Raw genomic sequence first — 16,457 nt, 5'->3', positions numbered from 1 at the left:
TGCGCAAGCTTTGCATACTCCGCCGGTGCGGCTGCCGCACAACCACCACCCATTCACTGCAAAAGGTCTCGCATCACCATGCCGAACGGTACCGTCAAGTGGTTCAACGACGCTAAGGGATTTGGTTTTATTTCTCCGGAAGACGGTAGCGCCGATGTGTTCGCGCACTTCTCCGCGATCAATTCCAAGGGCTTCCGCAGCCTGCAGGAAGGACAGCGTGTCAGCTACGACGTGACCCAGGGTCCGAAGGGCGCGCAGGCCTCCAATATCACGCCGGTCGAGTAAGCGAGCGCGTTGACTCGGTTGTGCCTTGAACCCCGCTTCGGCGGGGTTTTTTGTGGGAGACGCCGCGGTGGCGGCGTGGACAGGCAATGGACGCAATGACGCAAGGACTGCAGATCGGGATCGTCGGTTACGGCACCGCGGGCCAGGCGCTGGCGCTACTGCTGGCACGCGACGGGCATCGCGTGCAGGTGTTCGAGCGCGCGGCGCAGCCGGGACCGGTCGGCGCCGGCTTCCTGCTGCAGCCGACCGGCCTGCAGGTGCTGTGGCGGATCGGCCTGCTCGAGCAGGCGTTGGCCTACGGCGCCCCGGTGCACCGCCTGTACGGCGAGACCCCGTGCGGGCGCGCGGTGATGGACATGCGCTACCGCGACCTGGACGCGCGCCTGTTCGGGCTGGGCATGCAGCGCGGCGCCTTGTTTGCCCTGCTGGCGCAGGCCTGGGACGGCTACGCCACGCTGCAGCGCGACACACGCATCGTCGCCATCGACGACACGCTGCGCCGGGTGCAGGACCAGCACGGCCGCTGGCATGGTCCGTTCGACCTGGTGATCGCCTGCGACGGCTCGGCCTCGGCGCTGCGCGCGCAGGTGCAGGCGACGCGGCTGGACCGGGTCTATCCGTGGGGGGCGCTGTGGTGCCTGCTGCCGCGCGGCGACTGGGCCTTCGCCGACGAGCTGCGCCAGCGCTACGTGGCCGCGCGCAAGATGATCGGCCTGCTGCCGGTGGGCACGCGTCCCGGCGATGCCGAGCCGCGGGTGAGTTTCTTCTGGAGCCTGCCGACCGCCGACTTCGACGCCTGGCAGGCGCGCGGCATGCAGCCGTGGCTGGACGAAATCGCGCAGTTGTGGCCGCAGGCGCGCGAGCGCCTTGTCCAAGTCGACGCGCCGGCGCAACTGGCGCGGGCCAGTTACCGCGATGCGGTGCAACGGCACTGGTACCGCGGCCGCCTGGTCCTGGCCGGCGATGCCGCGCATGCGATGAGTCCGCAGCTGGGGCAGGGCGTCAACATGGCGCTGATGGATGCCTGGGCGCTGCGCGAGAGCCTGCGCACCGTGCCGGACCTCGACGCGGCGCTGGCGCGCTACCAGGCGCAGCGCCAGGTGCACGTGGCGGTGTACCAGTTCTGGAGCCGCTGGCTGACCCCGCTGTTCCAGTCCGAGCGCGCCCTGCCGGCGCGGCTGCGCGATGTCGGCATGCGCCCGGCCGGGCGCATGCCCGGCGGCCGCGGGCACATGCTGCGCGTGCTCAGCGGCACCCAGCATGGCTGGTTCGGCAAGCTGCCGTTGGCGCCGGAGTTCCTGCAGGCATTGCAGGACGCGATGGCGCGACGCGTGGCGCTGCCGTAGGCGGCGAGATCGCGGACGCGGGTGGACGCAAGCTTCGGTGATTCGTCGCGGCGACGGCGCGTGCAGAGCGCAACGCAGCGAGCGCGGTCCGACGGCGATGGTGCCGTGGTGTCGTAGGAGCGGCTTCAGCCGCGACGCCCCTCAGTTGGTCGCGTCGGGACTGAAGTCCCTCCCACAACACGGCAGTGCACTTGCTGCTTCGGTCGCAGTGACGGGCTGCCCGGCGCGATGCCGAAGCTTTCTGCAGCAGTGTCGCCACGTACTCGCGCAACGCGTTGGGACTGCACTGTGGGAGGGGCTTCAGCCGCGACGCCCCTCAGTTGGTCGCGTCGGGACTGAAGTCCCTCCCACAATAGGGCAGCGCAGTTGCTGCTTCGGTCGCAGTGACGGGTTGCCCGGCGCGATGCCGAAGCTTTCTGCAGCAGTGTCGCTACGCTCTCGCGCAACGCGTTGCGACTGCACTGTGGGAGGGATTCAGCCCGACGCCCCTCAGTTGGTCGCGTCGGGACTGAAGTCCCTCCCACAACACGGCAGCGCACTTGCTGCTTCGCTCGCAGTGACGGGTTGCCCGGCGCGATGCCGAAGCTTTCTGCAGCAGTGTCGCTACGCTCTCGCGCAACGCGTTGCGACTGCACTGTGGGAGGGATTCAGCCCGACGCCCCTCAGTTGGTCGCGTCGGGACTGAAGTCCCTCCCACAACACGGCAGCGCACTTGCTGCTTCGCTCGCAGTGACGGGCTGCCCTGCGCGATGCCGAAGCTTTCTGCAGCAGTGTCGCCACGTACTCGCGCAACGCGTTGCGACCGCACTGTGGGAGGGATTCAGCCCAACGCCCCTCAGTTGGTCGCGTCGGGACTGAAGTCTCTCCCACAATAGGGCAGCGCAGTTGCTGCTTCGGTCGCAGTGACGGGCTGCCCGGCGCGATGCCGAAGCTTTCTGCAGCAGTGTCGCCACGTACTCGCGCAACGCGTTGCGACCGCACTGTGGGAGGGATTCAGCCCGACGCCCCTCAGTTGGTCGCGTCGGGACTGAAGTCCCTCCCACAATAGGGCAGCGCAGTTGCTGCTTCGGTCGCAGTGACGGGATGCCCGGCGCGATGCCGAAGTTTTCTGCAGCAGTGTCGCCACGTACTCGCGCAACGCGTTGGGACTGCACTGTGGGAGAGGCTTCAGCCTCGACGCCCCTCAGTTGGTCGCGTCGGGACTGAAGTCCCTCCCACAACACGGCAGCGCACCTGCCGCTTCGGTTGCGGTCATGGGCTGCCTGGCACGATGCCGAAGTTTCCTGCGGCAGTGTCGCTACGCTCTCGCGCAACGCATTGCGGTTGCACTGTGGGAGGGGCTTCAGCCCCGACGCCTTGTTGGTGGAGGCGTCAGGACTGAGTCCCTCCCACAAGGTGATGCGTCCTCGCGGTGTCTGTTGACGATCGACCAGACGCACCCGCGCCCGACCTATGCCGCAGCCACCGGCAGGGCGAAGGCCGCGCCTTCGACGCAGGCGACCAGGCGCTCGCCCGGCGCCAGGACCGGGGCGACGCCGGCGGTGAAGTGCGAGAACGCCGGCAGCACGGTCATGCCGTCGCGCAGCCAGAATGCCGGCCAGCGCGGGCGCACGCCAGGCAATTTGGCCAGCGGGTGCAGGTGTCCGCACAGCACGTGGCGCCGCGTCTCCGGCACCGGGTCGTGGCGCAGCACGAACGGGCCGTCCTCCACCTGCGCGCCGAGCAGCGCGATGTCCAGCCCGGCGTTGGCGAGGGCGCGGTCGTGGTTGCCGGCGATCGCCGCCACCCGCAGCTGCGGATGTTGCGCGCGCCAGGCATGCCATTGCCGCTGCCAGTCGGCGTCGGGCGCGGCGCCGTGCAGTACGTCGCCGAGGATCCACAGTTCCAGTGCGTCCTGCGCCTGCAGCAGCGCCGAGAGCCGTGCAAGGTCGTGTGCGGTCCCCCCGCGCGGCAGGCCGATGCCGGCGCGGCGAAAGACGTCGGCCTTGCCCAGGTGCAGGTCGGCGATCAGCAGCCGCCGCCGCGCCGGCCAGCACAGCGCGCGGTCGCCGAGCAGGCGCATCGGCTCGCCCGCCAGGGTCCAGTCCAGTTCAGCGCGCATGGCGCTGCTCCAGTTGCGCCGCCGCACGCATCACCCGCGCCTTCCAGTCCTCGGTGCTGAGCTGGCCACGGATGCTTTCGGCCCACAGCGGGAACGCCAGCGGCGTGAGGCTGCGCGGGGTGTGCAGCGCCAGCTCGCGCGCGGCGCAATCGTCCAGGGTGGCGGCGAGCCGGGTCAGTTCCATCTCGCCCTGCAGCACCTCGCGCTCGGCCTGCGCCAGCAGCAAGTGACCGGGATCGAAGCGGCTCAGCACGTCGTACAGCAGGCCGCTGGAAGCCTGCAGCTGGCGCAGGCTGCGCGGCAGGCGGCCGGGCAGGCTCGGCGGCAGCAGGCCGGCGACGCGGGCGATCTCGCGGAACTGGCGCCGCGCCAGTTCGCCCAGGTTGAGGCTCTCGCGCAGATCCTCGAACAACTGCGCCGGGCTCAGCAGCGCGCGCAGCAGCACTGCGTCGATCGGCGCATCCTCCGCCGGCGACAGCACCAGGCCGTAGTCGTTGGCGGCGAAGCTGAAGGTATTGCGCTGCCGTCGGCCCCAGCGCAGCGCCAGCAGCGCAGCCAGGCCTTCGTGCACCTGGCGACCGGCGAACGGATACACGAACAGGTGCTGGCCGTCGCGGGCGCGCACGCGCTCGGCCAGCAGCCGCTGTGGCGCCGGCAGGTCCGACAGCGCGCGCTGCAAGCCGAGCAGCGGCGCCAGCGCGCGCAGTTCGGCCTCGCCGCGCGGATCGGCGAACACCGCTTCCACTTCGCGGCCCAGTTCCGAGGACAGCGGCATGCGCCCACCCATCCATTTCGGCACGCTGCCGTCGCCGCCCTTGGCCAGGCGCACGTAGGCGGTCATGTCCTCCAGCCGCACCAGTTCCAGCAGGCGCCCGGCGAACTGGAAGCGGTCGCCGCGACGCAGGCGGCCGACGAACTGTTCCTCCACCGCGCCGAGCCGGCCGCCGCGCAGGAAGCGCACCGCGACGCTGCCGTCGCTGGTGATGGTGCCGATCGACAGGCGATGGCGCAGGGCGATGCGGCGGTCGTGCACGCGGTACAGGCCGTCTTCGTCCAGCACCACCTTGCGGTAGTCCGGGTATTGCGCCAGTGGGCGCCCGCCCTGCACCACGAATTCCAGTACCGCCTGCCAGGTCGGCGCATCCAGCAGGGCGAAGGCGGCGGTTCCGCGCACTTCGGCGTACAGCGCTTCGGCATCGAAGCCGCCACCCAGTGCGCAGGTGATGCAGTGCTGCGCCAGCACGTCCAGCGACAGCCGCGGCGAGGGCCGCGATTCGATGCGGCCATGGGCGATGGCGCGCCGCGCGGCGGCGTATTCGACCAGTTCCAGCGCGTGCGAGGGCACGCACAGCACGTGGCCGGCCTCGCCGGGGCGATGCTTGGCGCGGCCGGCGCGCTGCAGCAGCCGCGCCACGCCCTTGGGGCTGCCGATCTGCAGCACCTGGTCGACCGCAGGGAAGTCCACGCCCAGGTCCAGGCTCGAAGTCGCCACCACACAGCGCAGGCTGCCATCGCGCAGCCCCTGCTCGGCGGCGCTGCGCAGCGCCGGGTCCAGCGAGCCGTGGTGCAGGGCCAGCGTGTGCGGCTCTTCCGGCCACACCGAGGTCAACGCCTGGTGCCACAGTTCGGCCTGCGCGCGAGTGTTGGTGAACAGCAGGCTGGTGCGCACCGCGAACAGCTTTTCCAGCACCCGCGGCAACTGCGCCAGGCCCAGGTGGCCGGCCCAGGGGAAGCGCTCGCCGACCGCCGGCGCCAGCGTCTCCAGGGTCAGCGTGCGTGGCTTGACCCCGGCCACGATCCGCGCCTGCGGCAGGTGCGGCAGCAGCACGTCGCGCGCTTCGTCCAGGTTGCCGAGCGTGGCCGACAGGCCCCAGGTACGCAGCGCCGGCGCCCAGCCGCGCAGCCGCGCCAGGCACAGCTGCAGCAGCACGCCGCGCTTGTTGCCGAGCAGTTCGTGCCACTCGTCGACGATCACGCAGCGCAGCGTCGCCAGTTGCGGCGCGGTGTCGGGATAGGACAGCAGCAGTGCCAGCGATTCGGGCGTGGTCACCAGCACGTCGAGCTTGCCGCTGCGCGCCAGGCGCTTGTCGCGCGCGCTGGCGTCGCCGGTGCGCAGGCCGATTTGCCAGTCCAGGCCCAGCGCCTGCGCCGGTTCGCGCAGCGCGCGCACGGTGTCGGCGGCGAGCGCGCGCAAGGGCGTGATCCACAGCACCTTGAGATCGCGTTGCGCCTGCCGGCGCGCGCGCGGCGGCGTTGCGGCCCTGGCGGGGGCGGCGGCCGTGTGGGCGCCGCGTGCCGTCTTCTTCCTCGTGGCGGCCGCCTGCGTAGCGGCCTGCGCGCGCAGGCCTTCCAGCAAGGGGCCGCCGAATGCGGCCAGGGTCTTGCCGCTGCCGGTGGGCGTGTGCAGCAGCCCCGAGCCGCCGTCAAGATAATGCCGCCACAACGCGCGCTGGAACGGCAGCGGTTGCCAGCCCTGCTGCGCGAACCAGGCGTACAGCGGCGCATCGGCCGGGCGCCGGCGTGCCGCGGACGCGCTCATCGCGCCAGCGCCTGCAGCGTGGTCAGCCGGTCGGCCTCGGCGAACGGCTTGTCGTGGCGCCAGCGCAGGATGCGCGGGAAGCGCACGGCGATGCCGGACTTGTGCCGCCCGCTCTTGTTCACCGCCTCGAAACCGAGTTCGAATACGTGATACGGCGTCACCGCACGCACCGGGCCGAAGCGCTCGGTGGTATGCGCGCGGATCCAGCGGTCCAGCGCCAGGATCTCGCTGTCGTCCAGGCCGGAGTAGGCCTTGGCCACCGGCACCAACTGCTCGCCGTCCCACAGGCCGAAGGTGTAGTCGGTGTACAGCGTGCTGCGCCGGCCATGGCCAGCCTGCGCGTACAGCAGCACCGCGTCGATGGTCAGCGGTGCGACCTTCCATTTCCACCAATCGCCGCGGCGGCGGCCGGACTGGTAGGGCGAGGTGGCGCGCTTGAGCATCAGCCCTTCCACGCCGCGCGTGCGCGCGTCCTCGCGCAGCGTCGCCGCCTGCTCCCATGTCGCCGCCTGCACCTGTGGCGACAGCGTCAGGCGCGGATCGGCATGCGCCTCCAGCAACGCCTGCAGTTGCGCGCGGCGCTGTTGCAGCGGCTGCTCGCGCAGGTCCTGGCCCTCCAGTTCCAGCAGGTCGTAGGCGAGCACGCGCGCCGGCGTGTCGGCCAGGGTCTTGGCGCCGGGCTTGCGCCGCTGGATGCGGGTCTGCAGTGCGGTGAACGGCAGCGGCGCGGCGTCGCCCTCGCGCCAGACCAGCAGTTCGCCATCGATCACCGCATCGCGCGGCAGTGTCGCCGCCGCCGCTTCGATCTCCGGGAAGCGCCCGTCCAGGCGTTCCTCGCCACGCGACCACAGCGCCACCTCGCCGTCGCGGCGGATCAGTTGCAGGCGGATGCCATCCCACTTCCATTCCAGCAGCCAGTCGTCGATGGCGCCGAGCGTGGCCGCTTCCGCCTCCAGCGGCGAGGCGAGGAAGAACGGGTAGGGCTGCTGGCGGTCGCTGGGCAGCACCTCGTCGGACAGCAACTGCTCCAGCGCCTGCGGCGTCGGCGACCAGGTGCCGAGCATGCGCTGGGCGATGCGCGCGATGTCGATTCCCGACATCGCCGCCAGCGCCTGCTGCACCAGCCGCTGCGACACGCCCACGCGCAGCGCGCCGGTCAGCAGCTTGTTGAACAGCAGGCGCTCGTCGAAGGCCAGGCTGCGCCAGCCGGCGACCACCGCGGCGCGGCGCGCGGCATCGTCCTGCGCGGCCACCGGCAGCAGGCGCTCCTCGATCCAGTCGCGCAGCGGCACCGGGTCGGAGATGTCCGCCGGGTCGTCGAGCAGCAGAGTCAGGGTTTCGGCCAGATCGCCGACGTGGTCGTAGCTGTCGTCCACCAGCCAGCCGGGCAGGCCGCTTTCCTGCGCGATCCACTCGCGCAGCTCGCGGGTGTTGGCGATGCGCCGCAGCTTGCCGCCGCTGAGCAGCCAGATCGCCCAGGCCGCGTCCGCCGGCGGCGCCTGCTCGAAATACGCGACCAGCGCGGCGCGCTTGTCCAGCGTCGCGGTGCTCTGGTCCAGTTGCCGGTACAGCGCGGCGAAGCGATTCATTCCTCGCCACCGTAGTCGGTGCGGAACGCTTCGGCGGCGACGCCGCGTTCGTTGAGCGCGCGGATGATCGCGTCGGTGTTGCCGTGGGTGGCGATCACCCGGCGTGCGCCGGTCTCGTCGATGGTGCGCAGCAGGTCCGGCCAGTCGGCATGGTCGGAGACCACGAAGCCGCGATCGTAGTTGCGCCGGCGGCGGTTGCCGCGCAGCCGCATCCAGCCCGAGGCGAAGCCGAGCTGCGCGTGGCGGAAGCGGCGCAGCCACGGGCTGCCGGCCGCCGACGGCGGCGCCAGCACCAATTGCCCGGCATAGTCGGCGCGCTTGTCCAGTTCGGCCACGGTACGCGTCTCCAGCATCGCCACGCCGGCCTCGCGGTACACCGCCACGCCGGCCGCCACCGCGCCGTGCAGCAGTGCCGGTTGATCGTCCCACGGCTGCAGTTCGGCGAGCACGCGTTGCGCCTTGCCCAGCGCGTAGCAGAAAAGCACGGCGGCCTCGCCGCGCGCGGCGCACTCGCGGCGCCAGGCGACGATCTCGCGCGCCACCGTGCTGGTGTCCGGCCAGCGGTACACCGGCAGGGCGAAGGTGGCCTCGGTGATGAAGGTATCGCAGCGCACCACCTCGAACGCCGCGCAGGTCGGGTCGGGCTGGCGCTTGTAGTCGCCCGAGGCCACCCAGACCTCGCCGTCGACCTCGATGCGCACCTGCGCCGAGCCGAGCACGTGCCCGGCCGGATGCAGCGAGACCTGCGCCCGGCCGAGGGTGAAGCGGGTGCCGTAGGCGTAGGCGCGGTAGGCCTGCTCGCCCAGTCGCCAGCGCAGGATCGGCAGGCCGGCGGCGGCGCAGTGGTACTCGCCCATGCCCGAGCGCGCGTGGTCGCCGTGGCCGTGGGTGATGACCGCGCGCGGCACCGGCCGCCAGGGATCGATGTGGAAGTCGCCGGCGGGGCAGTACAGCCCTTCCGGGCGCAGCACCACCAGGTCCTGGGAAGCGGCAGTCGGCATGGGCGCCACTGTGTCCAAGCCGGTGTGCAGGAGATGAGAATCCGCCGCGCGCGTTCGCGGCCGCGCGGCGGATCGGCCACAATGCGCCCAGCGCTTCTGGGAGGGAGATGCATGCACACGGACCTGCCGGCGTTCGCCACGCATACGGTCGACAACCAGCCGCCGCCGTTCGAACCGCGCGATCTGTGGGCCGACGACGCGGTGCTGCGCGCGGCCATCGCGCGCGAGGGCGGCGCCGCCTTCGCCGCGGCGCTCGCGCAGTACGGCGCACTGGCCGGCGATGCGCTGTACCGGCTCGGCTTCGACGCCAACCGCGACCGCCCGCGGCTGCGCACCCACGACCGCTACGGCCACCGCATCGATACGGTCGAGTTCCATCCGGCCTACCACCAGTTGCTGGACGCGGCCAAGCGCCATGGCGTGGCCGGGCTGTCCTGGCACACCCCGCAGCCGGGTGCGCACGTGGCACGCGCTGCGCTGAGTTACCTGCACCATCAGGCCGAGGCCGGCACCAGTTGCCCGCTGACCATGACCCACGCCGCGGTCGCGGTGCTGCGCCAGGACCCGGCCTTGCGCGACTGGGCCGACAAGGCCGCCGCCCCGCACTACGACCCGCGCGATGTGCCGATCGCCGACAAGGCCGGCATCACCCTGGGCATGGGCATGACCGAGAAGCAGGGCGGCTCGGACGTGCGCAGCAACGCCACCGTCGCCACGCCGCTGGACGGCAACGGCGCGTACACCCTGGTCGGGCACAAGTGGTTCTTTTCCGCGCCGATGTCCGACGGCTTCCTGGTGCTGGCGCAGGCCCCGGGCGGATTGACCTGCTTCCTGCTGCCGCGGCGCCTGCCCGACGGCCGACTCAACGCGCTGCGGCTGATGCGGCTGAAGGACAAGCTGGGCGACTGGTCCAACGCCTCCAGCGAAGTGGAGTTCGCCGGCGCCTGGGCGCAGCGCGTCGGCGAGGAAGGGCGCGGGGTGGCGCGGATCATCGGCATGGTGATGCTGACCCGGCTCGACTGCATGCTCGCCGCGGCCGCGCAGATGCGCATGGCGCTGGCGCAGGCGCTGCACCACGCGCGGCATCGCGTCGCCTTCGGCAGGCGTCTGGTCGAGCAGCCGCTGATGCGCAACGTGCTGGCCGATCTGGCCCTGGAATCGGAAGCCGCCACCGCGTTCGCGCTGCGCGTGGCGCGCGCGGTGGACGCGGCCGATGCCGATGCGTCGGAAGCGGCGTTCGCGCGCATCGCCACCGCGCTGGGCAAGTACTGGCTGTGCAAGCGCGCGCCGGCCTTCGTCAACGAGGCGCAGGAATGCCTGGGCGGCGCCGGCTACGTCGAGGAATCGATCCTGCCGCGGCTGTACCGGCAGGCGCCGCTGAATTCGATCTGGGAGGGCAGCGGCAACATCCAGTGCCTGGACGTGCTGCGCGCGCTGGCGCGCGAACCGGCCAGCGCCGCCGCGGTGCTGGCGGAGCTGCAGACGGCGGCCGGCAGCGACCCGGCCTACGACGCGGCGCTGGACGCACTGCGTGCGCCGTTGGCCGGCAACGCCGAGGTCGACGAGTTCAGCGCACGGCACCTGGCCGAACGCATCGCGCTGGCCTTGCAGGCCGCGCTCCTGCTGCGCAGCGCCAGCCCGGCCGCCGCCGCGTTCGTGCGCAGCCGCCTGGCCGGCGTGCATGGACTGGCGTTCGGCACACTGCAGGCGGGTGTGCCGGTCGAGGAGTTGTTGGCGCGGGCCTTGCCGTAGGCGTGCGGAAAGCTACCCATCGCGCGGCCATTTGCTGGGAAAGTGGGCTGGCCAGCGCTTCCTTCTCCGGTCGGGAGAAGGTGCCCCGAAGGGGCGGATGAGGGCACGACAGCCAGCGCCGCCAGGCAGCACGTGCAGCGACCACCGGCATCGTGCGGCCGTACCCTCACCCCAACCCCTCTCCCGGCGGGAGAGGGGCTAGGCGCTTACGCATCCCCAATCCCCAATCCCCGCGCCACAGGCGCTAGTGCTTGCCGCGCCGCCCCCCGCGCAGCGGCGTCGCCTCGACGGAAAGCGTGAAGCTGCGCTCCTCGCCGTCGAGCATCGCGCCGACGCCGACGAGCTGGCGCTTGATCTCCTCGCCGCGGCCGTTGCGGATGCTCACCAGCACGGTGTATTCCCAGGCGCTGCCGTCGGCCGGGTGACGGATGCTGCCCTCCACCCGCAGCGGCACCAGCGCCGACGGCGCCGTCTGCTGCAGCACCGCTGAATCGAAGCGCAGGTGGTGCTTGCACGCCGGGCAGACGCTGGCGCTTTCGAGAATGGTGGCCTTGCAGTGCGGGCAGGTCCGGGTCGCCCCCGGACTGCCGGGACGCGGGCTGCTCATGCGCCGGCGTCGGACTCCGCGGGCTTGCCGCCCTTGCGGGCGTGCTTGTCGTCGTCCCAGCCGAAGTCGGCCTGGCCGCGCATGCGCGAGCCGGCGGCCACGGTCAGCGAGCCGGCCTTGACGTCGCCGATCAGCGCGCCGGAGGCCAGCAGTTCCACCCGCGAGGCCGATTCGATGTTGCCTTCCAGCTCGCCGGCGATGATCACCTTGTCGGCGCGCACGCCGCCGCTGAGCTTGGCGCCGGTCTCGATGGTGAGATCGCCCTGCACGTTGACGTCGCCCTTGAACTTGCCGGCGATGCGGATATGGCCGGTGCCCTCGATCTTGCCTTCGATGCTGATGTCTGCGGCGATCAGCGATTCCTTCGCGGCCGGGGCCGGGGCCGGGGCCGGGGCGGCGGTGCGGGCGGCAGGTGCGGCGGCAGCGACCGCGGCAAGCGGTTCGCCCGGCGCGGCGTCGCCCGGCGGGCGCGGTTCCGGCGGCAACGCGCCGTTGCCGGGAACCGGCGGCAGGCCGTCCTTGCGCGCGGGACCCTGATCTTTCCAGATGGACATGGGCTGTCGTCTCCAGTCGGGGGAAGCGCGACTATCGCCGCTCTATCGCGTCGGTTTTGTGACGCTTTCTTCAAAACGGCGGCCCGGCCGTGGCCGCCGCCGTTCAGCCCATGCCGTCCAGTTCGGGGTCGTAGGCCTGCACCTGGTTGCGGCCGCAGCGCTTGGCCCGGTACAGCGCCGCGTCGGCCTTGCGCAGCAGGATGCCGGCGACCATGCCGTCGCGCGGGTAGCTGGCCACGCCGATCGACATGGTCACCGCCGGCAGCGCCTTGCCGTCCACGGTCGCGCTCAGTTGCTGGGCCGCGCTGCGGATCTGTTCGGCGATCGCCTGCGCCTGCTCCGGGCCGGTCTCCGGCAGGATCACCGTGAACTCCTCGCCACCGTAGCGGCAGGCGATGTCCTCGCCGCGCAACCGTGTCGACAGCATCTGCCCGACCGCGGCCAGCAGGCTGTCGCCGCCGCCATGGCCGTGCAGGTCGTTGAACTGCTTGAAGTGGTCCACGTCCAGCATCAGCAGCGACATCGGCGTCTGCCGACGCCCGCAGCGGGCCAGTTCGTGGTTGAGCGATTCTTCCAGGTAGCGCCGGTTGAACAGGCCGGTGAGCGGGTCGCGGATCGATTGCAGGCGCAGCGACTGGCGCAGGCGCAGGTTGCTCAACGCCAGCGACAGCTGCTCGGCGGCGGCCTCGGCAATGGCGATGCGCGGCAGCGGGCCGGTGCCGCGCCCGGCCAGGAACACGAAGCCCAACTGCGTGCCCTGCGCGGACAGGGGGATGCAGGCGGTGCTGGCGCCGGCGGCATACGGATCCTCGCGCAGGTGCGCGCAGGCCGAGTCGTGGCCCTGCGCGTGCACGAAATGGCTCTTGTCCCGGCGCAAGGCCCAGCAGTCCTGCGGCGCCACGGCCGGCTCGCTGCCGACCGGCGGCTCACCCCAACTGACGATCTCCTCGGCGCGGTCACGCGAGGCGCGCAGCAGGTAGACGCTGCCGCCGGTGTCGGGCATCAGCGCGGCGAGCAGGCGCGCGGTCACCGTCAGCGCCTCGGCCGGCTCCACGCAGCTCTGCAACAGGCCGGTGTAGCGGCTGAGCGCGTTGAGGTCCGCACTGGTGCGCTCCAACTCGCGGATGCTGGCTTCCATCCGTTCGTTGGCCACCGAGGCGGCCTGCTCGGCGCTGCTGCGGTTGCGCAGCTCGCGGAACAGCAGCGCGTAGACCACGCCGACGCTGCCCAGCCCGAACGGGATGCCGGCCAGGGCCAGCGCCAGCAGCATGTCGGCGCTGCGCTGGTTGGACAGGTCGCGGCGCTGCAGCAACTGCAGCTCCACGTCGATCATCTGCTGCACCTGGTCGCGGAGCGCGCTGGAACTCTGGTACACGTTCCGCGCCATCGCCCGCTGCAGCGCTTGCAGCCCCTCGCGCTGGTACACCGCGAGCATCTGCCGCATCTGCGTCAGGCGCGTGTTGGTCAATTGCTGCAGCACCTGTACGTTGGCGCTCTGCACCGGATTGTCGGAAACCAGCTTGCGCAGTTGCGCCAGTTGCCGCGGCACGCGCTCGGCACTGTCGTAGTAAAGGGCCAGATAGGCCTGGTTGTTGGTCAGTTCGTAGCCGCGCAACGAGGACTCGGTCATCAGCAAGGTGGCTTGCACCTCGTCGATGTTGCGCAGGACTTCGTGGGTGTGGGCGACGCGCTCGGCGTCGTAGATCGCGCGTTGTGCGCCGGAGAAGACGCCGAAGCCGATCAGCACGAAGACCGCGGCGGAGAACAATAGGGCTAGACGGGTCCTGGCCCGTACACGATGAAGAATCGGCATCGCAAAAGTCTACTGTGACGGTGCAAACGCCTTGGGCCGGCGTCACAAAAAAGACCTTCCGAACCGGTGCGGCGCACGGCGCGCGCCGCGCCGCAGGCGCCGCCCCCGCGCAGGCGGGGGCGGCGGTGACTCAATGGCCTTCGCGGTCGCCGTTGTGCGGATCGTCGTTGGCGTTCTCGCGGGCCTTGTCGGCGACCTTCTGTGCCGCCTGGGCGGTGGCCTCGCTGGCGTCGGCCGCCATTTCCTTGGCGGCGGCCGAGGCGTCCTGCACGGCGTCGGAGTTGGCGGCACGGTGCGCGGCGTCGCGGGCATCGGCGGCCACTTCGCGCCCGGCCTGGGCGACCTGGCCGGCGGCTTCCTTGGCGGCCTCGCCGGTCTGCTCGGCGGCGACCTTGGCATCGCGCTGCGCCTGCTGCGCTTCGGGACCCTGGCAGCCGGCCAGTGCGAGGGCGCCCAGCAGGGCCACGATGGGGGTCTTGTTCATGCGGCTTCTCCATGCACGGGTGGGTGACGCGGCGCAGCCTAGGCGGGCGCGCATGCAGCCCGCGTCAAGGCGGGGCCTGGACGCGGGGCAGTGTTCAGGAAGGCGTTACAGGCCGGGCGGGGAGGAGGCGCCCGTGTTGGCAAGCTTGCCACTGCGCTGCGCACGCGGGCGGTGCGCAGCGTGCGCGCTTCGGCGCGTCCGCGTCTGCGCGGCGTGCGGCGGCGATGCGTCTCCGGGCGCGGCGTGCGCGGCTGGCGTTTGGCCGGTTGCGTGGTCGCTGCCGGCAGTGGCGATGCGTCGTCCAGGTCATGCGTGAAGGTCTGCATGCGGCGAGCGCGGAAGCGAGGCAATGGCATGGCGCGTCGTCATGCCGGGCAGGCGCGCTTGCGGTGCCATGCCGTGGGCGGATGCCTGCCGTGGCAGCGCCGCGGGGGCCATGCGTGGACTTCATTGTCCACGCTCGGAAACTCAAGACGGTGGTGCGGTCGCGGCGCTCATCGGCAAACATCAGGCAAAGAAAAAGCCGCTGGCGGACCAGCGGCTCTTTCGGGACTGCCTGAAGCGAGAAGTGATTACTTCTTGGCTTCCTGGGCGGCGTCCTTCGCCTTGTCGGCGGTGTCTTCCGCAGCCTTGGCGGTGTCGGCAGCCTTGTCGGCAGCGGCATCGGTCGGGGCAGCGGCAGCAGCGGCCGAAGCGTCGGCAGCGGTGTTGGCGGCGGTCGCGGCGGTGTCGGCAGCGGCCTGAGCGGCGTCGGCGGTCTGGGCGCCGGCGGCAGCCGACTGGTCGGCAGCAGCCTGCGCGTCGGTGGCGGCTTCGTTAGCCGAAGCGGCGGCGTCCTGGGCCTGCTCCTGCTTCGAGCACGCGGCCAGGGCCAGGCCCAGGGCCATTGCGATCAGCAGCTTGTTGATGCTCATTGTGTCTATCCTCGTCGTTTAGTTAGGCAACGCGCGAATGCGCGCCCTCAACATGATGACAAGCCAAAGTCGGCTGTCAAGCGCACGCGCATTCATTTTTGTGTTTCAGGGGTTAATGCCAATCAAATCAATTCGATGGCGACCGCTGTCGCTTCACCACCGCCGATGCACAGGGTGGCGATTCCGCGGCGGCCGCCACGGCTGCGCAACGCATTTAGCAATGTCACCAGCAGTCGCGCACCGGAGGCGCCGATCGGATGGCCGAGCGCGCAGGCGCCGCCGTGGACGTTGACCTTGGCGTGGTCCAGGCCCAGTTCCTTGATCGGAACCATCGCCACCACGGCGAAGGCTTCGTTGATCTCGAACAGGTCGACCTGGTCCAGGCTCCAACCGACCTGGTCGAGCAGCTTGCGGATCGCGCCGACCGGCGCGGTGGTGAACCATTCCGGCGCCTGCGAGAACGTCGCGTGGCCGACGATCCGCGCCAGCGGCGCGACGCCGCGGCGTGCGGCCTCGTCGGCGCCCAGCAGTACCAGCGCGGCGGCGCCGTCGGAGATGCTCGAGGAGCTGGCCGCGGTGACCGTGCCGTCCTTCTTGAACGCCGGCTTCAGCGTCGGGATCTTGGTCACGTCGGACTTGCCCGGCTGCTCGTCGCTATCGACCTGCACTTCGCCCTTGCGGGTGGCCACGGCGACCGGGACGATTTCCGCAGCGAAGGCGCCATCGCGCTGTGCGGCCTGCGCGCGGTTCACCGATTCGATCGCGAACGCATCCTGGTCCTGGCGGCTGAAGCCGAACTTCTCCGCGGTGGCCTCGCCGAACACGCCCATCGCCTGGCCGTCGTCGGGATTGGTCAGGCCGTCCCAGGCCATGTGGTCGACCGCCTGGAAATTGCCGTAGCGGTTGCCGGTGCGCGAGTTAGGCAGCAGGTGCGGCGCGTTGCTCATCGATTCCATGCCGCCGGCGACGACGATGCTGGCCGAACCGGCCTTGATCAGGTCGTGGCCCAGCATTACGGCCTTCATGCCCGAACCGCAGACCTTGTTGATGGTGGTGGCGCCGGTGGCGTCGGGCACGCCGGCCGCGCGCGCGGCCTGGCGCGCCGGGGCCTGGCCGAGGTTGGCCGGCAGCACGCAGCCCATGATGACTTCGGAAACGTCGGCGGCGGGGATGCCGGACTGCTCCAGCGCGGCGCGGATGGCCGCAGCGCCGAGCGTTGGCGTGGGCACGCCGTTGAACTGGCCCAGGAACGCGCCCATGGCGGTGCGCTTGGCCGCGGCGATGACGATCTCGGTCATGGCAAACCTTTACGGAAGATGTGCGTCGATTATCGGCCGCAGCGCCGGTTCTGCCAATCGCGTCAACCGCCGGGGCGGTCCTGTGGTCTGCATTCCGGTGTAAATTTGCCCAAGTTCAGCGCCGTCGTCGGCGGCCGCTAACGGGGGCAGTACCGGCGTGTATGGCCGGAAGAC

General features: G+C 71.1%; 13 protein-coding genes. 3 read left to right on the top strand and 10 right to left on the bottom strand.

Annotated features, from left to right (window positions below):
- The first annotated feature begins 78 nt into the window (after positions 1–78).
- Positions 79–285 carry a transcription antiterminator/RNA stability regulator CspE gene (cspE, locus tag NKJ47_RS15280; RefSeq protein WP_003488188.1) on the top strand — a complete coding sequence of 69 codons (207 nt, stop codon included), beginning with the start codon at positions 79–81 and terminating at the stop codon, positions 283–285.
- A 95-nt stretch (positions 286–380) separates the two neighbouring features.
- Entirely contained in the window at positions 381–1,631 is a 1,251-nt protein-coding gene (locus NKJ47_RS15275; RefSeq protein WP_254458688.1) for an FAD-dependent oxidoreductase, read from the top strand.
- A gap of 1,450 nt (positions 1,632–3,081) precedes the next feature.
- Here NKJ47_RS15275 and pdeM read toward each other — a convergent pair.
- The 4 genes from pdeM to NKJ47_RS15255 are packed head-to-tail and all read right to left on the bottom strand — an operon-like array spanning position 3,082 to position 8,861.
- Positions 3,082–3,732, bottom strand: coding sequence for a ligase-associated DNA damage response endonuclease PdeM (gene pdeM, locus NKJ47_RS15270; protein WP_254458687.1), 651 nt, complete (start codon positions 3,730–3,732; stop codon positions 3,082–3,084).
- Positions 3,722–6,271, bottom strand: coding sequence for a ligase-associated DNA damage response DEXH box helicase (locus NKJ47_RS15265; RefSeq protein WP_254458686.1), 2,550 nt, complete (start codon positions 6,269–6,271; stop codon positions 3,722–3,724). The genes pdeM and NKJ47_RS15265 overlap by 11 nt, the downstream gene beginning before the upstream one ends.
- Positions 6,268–7,860, bottom strand: coding sequence for an ATP-dependent DNA ligase (locus NKJ47_RS15260; protein ID WP_254458685.1), 1,593 nt, complete (start codon positions 7,858–7,860; stop codon positions 6,268–6,270). Before NKJ47_RS15260 ends, NKJ47_RS15265 begins: the two co-directional genes overlap by 4 nt.
- The gene (locus NKJ47_RS15255; RefSeq protein WP_254458684.1) at positions 7,857–8,861 is read right to left on the bottom strand and encodes a ligase-associated DNA damage response exonuclease; all 1,005 of its coding nucleotides are present in this window, start codon (positions 8,859–8,861) and stop codon (positions 7,857–7,859) included. Before NKJ47_RS15255 ends, NKJ47_RS15260 begins: the two co-directional genes overlap by 4 nt.
- 111 nt (positions 8,862–8,972) lie before the next feature.
- Between NKJ47_RS15255 and NKJ47_RS15250 the strand changes: the two genes are divergently transcribed.
- A complete protein-coding gene (locus NKJ47_RS15250) occupies positions 8,973–10,613 on the top strand; it encodes an acyl-CoA dehydrogenase family protein (RefSeq protein WP_254458683.1) in 1,641 nt (546 codons plus the stop codon).
- Between the two features lie 244 nt (positions 10,614–10,857).
- On the opposite strand, the gene NKJ47_RS15245 is transcribed toward NKJ47_RS15250, so the two are convergent.
- From NKJ47_RS15245 to NKJ47_RS15220, 6 genes are all read right to left on the bottom strand, one after another.
- The gene (locus NKJ47_RS15245) at positions 10,858–11,220 is read right to left on the bottom strand and encodes a hypothetical protein (RefSeq protein WP_254458682.1); all 363 of its coding nucleotides are present in this window, start codon (positions 11,218–11,220) and stop codon (positions 10,858–10,860) included.
- Complete coding sequence (locus tag NKJ47_RS15240; RefSeq protein WP_254458681.1) at positions 11,217–11,774, bottom strand: bactofilin family protein; 558 nt, start codon at positions 11,772–11,774, stop codon at positions 11,217–11,219. The genes NKJ47_RS15245 and NKJ47_RS15240 overlap by 4 nt, the downstream gene beginning before the upstream one ends.
- Positions 11,775–11,877: 103 nt before the next feature.
- Positions 11,878–13,587, bottom strand: a complete 1,710-nt coding sequence (locus tag NKJ47_RS15235) for a sensor domain-containing diguanylate cyclase (protein ID WP_254458680.1) — start codon at positions 13,585–13,587, stop codon at positions 11,878–11,880.
- A gap of 130 nt (positions 13,588–13,717) precedes the next feature.
- Positions 13,718–14,071, bottom strand: a complete 354-nt coding sequence (locus tag NKJ47_RS15230; protein WP_254458679.1) for a hypothetical protein — start codon at positions 14,069–14,071, stop codon at positions 13,718–13,720.
- A gap of 572 nt (positions 14,072–14,643) precedes the next feature.
- Complete coding sequence (locus tag NKJ47_RS15225; protein ID WP_254458678.1) at positions 14,644–14,985, bottom strand: hypothetical protein; 342 nt, start codon at positions 14,983–14,985, stop codon at positions 14,644–14,646.
- Between the two features lie 122 nt (positions 14,986–15,107).
- Entirely contained in the window at positions 15,108–16,283 is a 1,176-nt protein-coding gene (locus NKJ47_RS15220; protein ID WP_254458677.1) for a thiolase family protein, read from the bottom strand.
- Positions 16,284–16,457 lie beyond the last annotated feature (174 nt).

This window comes from Xanthomonas sacchari (genome assembly GCF_024266585.1).
GTDB lineage: Bacteria > Pseudomonadota > Gammaproteobacteria > Xanthomonadales > Xanthomonadaceae > Xanthomonas_A > Xanthomonas_A sacchari_C.
The sequence above is the reverse complement of the archived record's forward strand: the minus strand, read 5'-3'. Positions and strand labels throughout refer to the sequence as shown.

Excerpts from the sequence above, each read along its gene's own strand:
- NKJ47_RS15240 (WP_254458681.1), bottom strand. The coding sequence starts at position 11,774 with ATGTCCATCTGGAAAGATCAGGGTCCCGCGCGCAAGGACGGCCTGCCG.
- NKJ47_RS15265 (WP_254458686.1), bottom strand. The coding sequence starts at position 6,271 with ATGAGCGCGTCCGCGGCACGCCGGCGCCCGGCCGATGCGCCGCTGTAC.
- NKJ47_RS15275 (WP_254458688.1), top strand. The coding sequence starts at position 381 with ATGACGCAAGGACTGCAGATCGGGATCGTCGGTTACGGCACCGCGGGC.
- NKJ47_RS15255 (WP_254458684.1), bottom strand. The coding sequence starts at position 8,861 with ATGCCGACTGCCGCTTCCCAGGACCTGGTGGTGCTGCGCCCGGAAGGG.
- cspE (WP_003488188.1), top strand. The coding sequence starts at position 79 with ATGCCGAACGGTACCGTCAAGTGGTTCAACGACGCTAAGGGATTTGGT.
- NKJ47_RS15230 (WP_254458679.1), bottom strand. The coding sequence starts at position 14,071 with ATGAACAAGACCCCCATCGTGGCCCTGCTGGGCGCCCTCGCACTGGCC.
- NKJ47_RS15260 (WP_254458685.1), bottom strand. The coding sequence starts at position 7,860 with ATGAATCGCTTCGCCGCGCTGTACCGGCAACTGGACCAGAGCACCGCG.
- NKJ47_RS15220 (WP_254458677.1), bottom strand. The coding sequence starts at position 16,283 with ATGACCGAGATCGTCATCGCCGCGGCCAAGCGCACCGCCATGGGCGCG.
- NKJ47_RS15225 (WP_254458678.1), bottom strand. The coding sequence starts at position 14,985 with ATGAGCATCAACAAGCTGCTGATCGCAATGGCCCTGGGCCTGGCCCTG.
- NKJ47_RS15245 (WP_254458682.1), bottom strand. The coding sequence starts at position 11,220 with ATGAGCAGCCCGCGTCCCGGCAGTCCGGGGGCGACCCGGACCTGCCCG.
- NKJ47_RS15250 (WP_254458683.1), top strand. The coding sequence starts at position 8,973 with ATGCACACGGACCTGCCGGCGTTCGCCACGCATACGGTCGACAACCAG.
- NKJ47_RS15235 (WP_254458680.1), bottom strand. The coding sequence starts at position 13,587 with ATGCCGATTCTTCATCGTGTACGGGCCAGGACCCGTCTAGCCCTATTG.
- pdeM (WP_254458687.1), bottom strand. The coding sequence starts at position 3,732 with ATGCGCGCTGAACTGGACTGGACCCTGGCGGGCGAGCCGATGCGCCTG.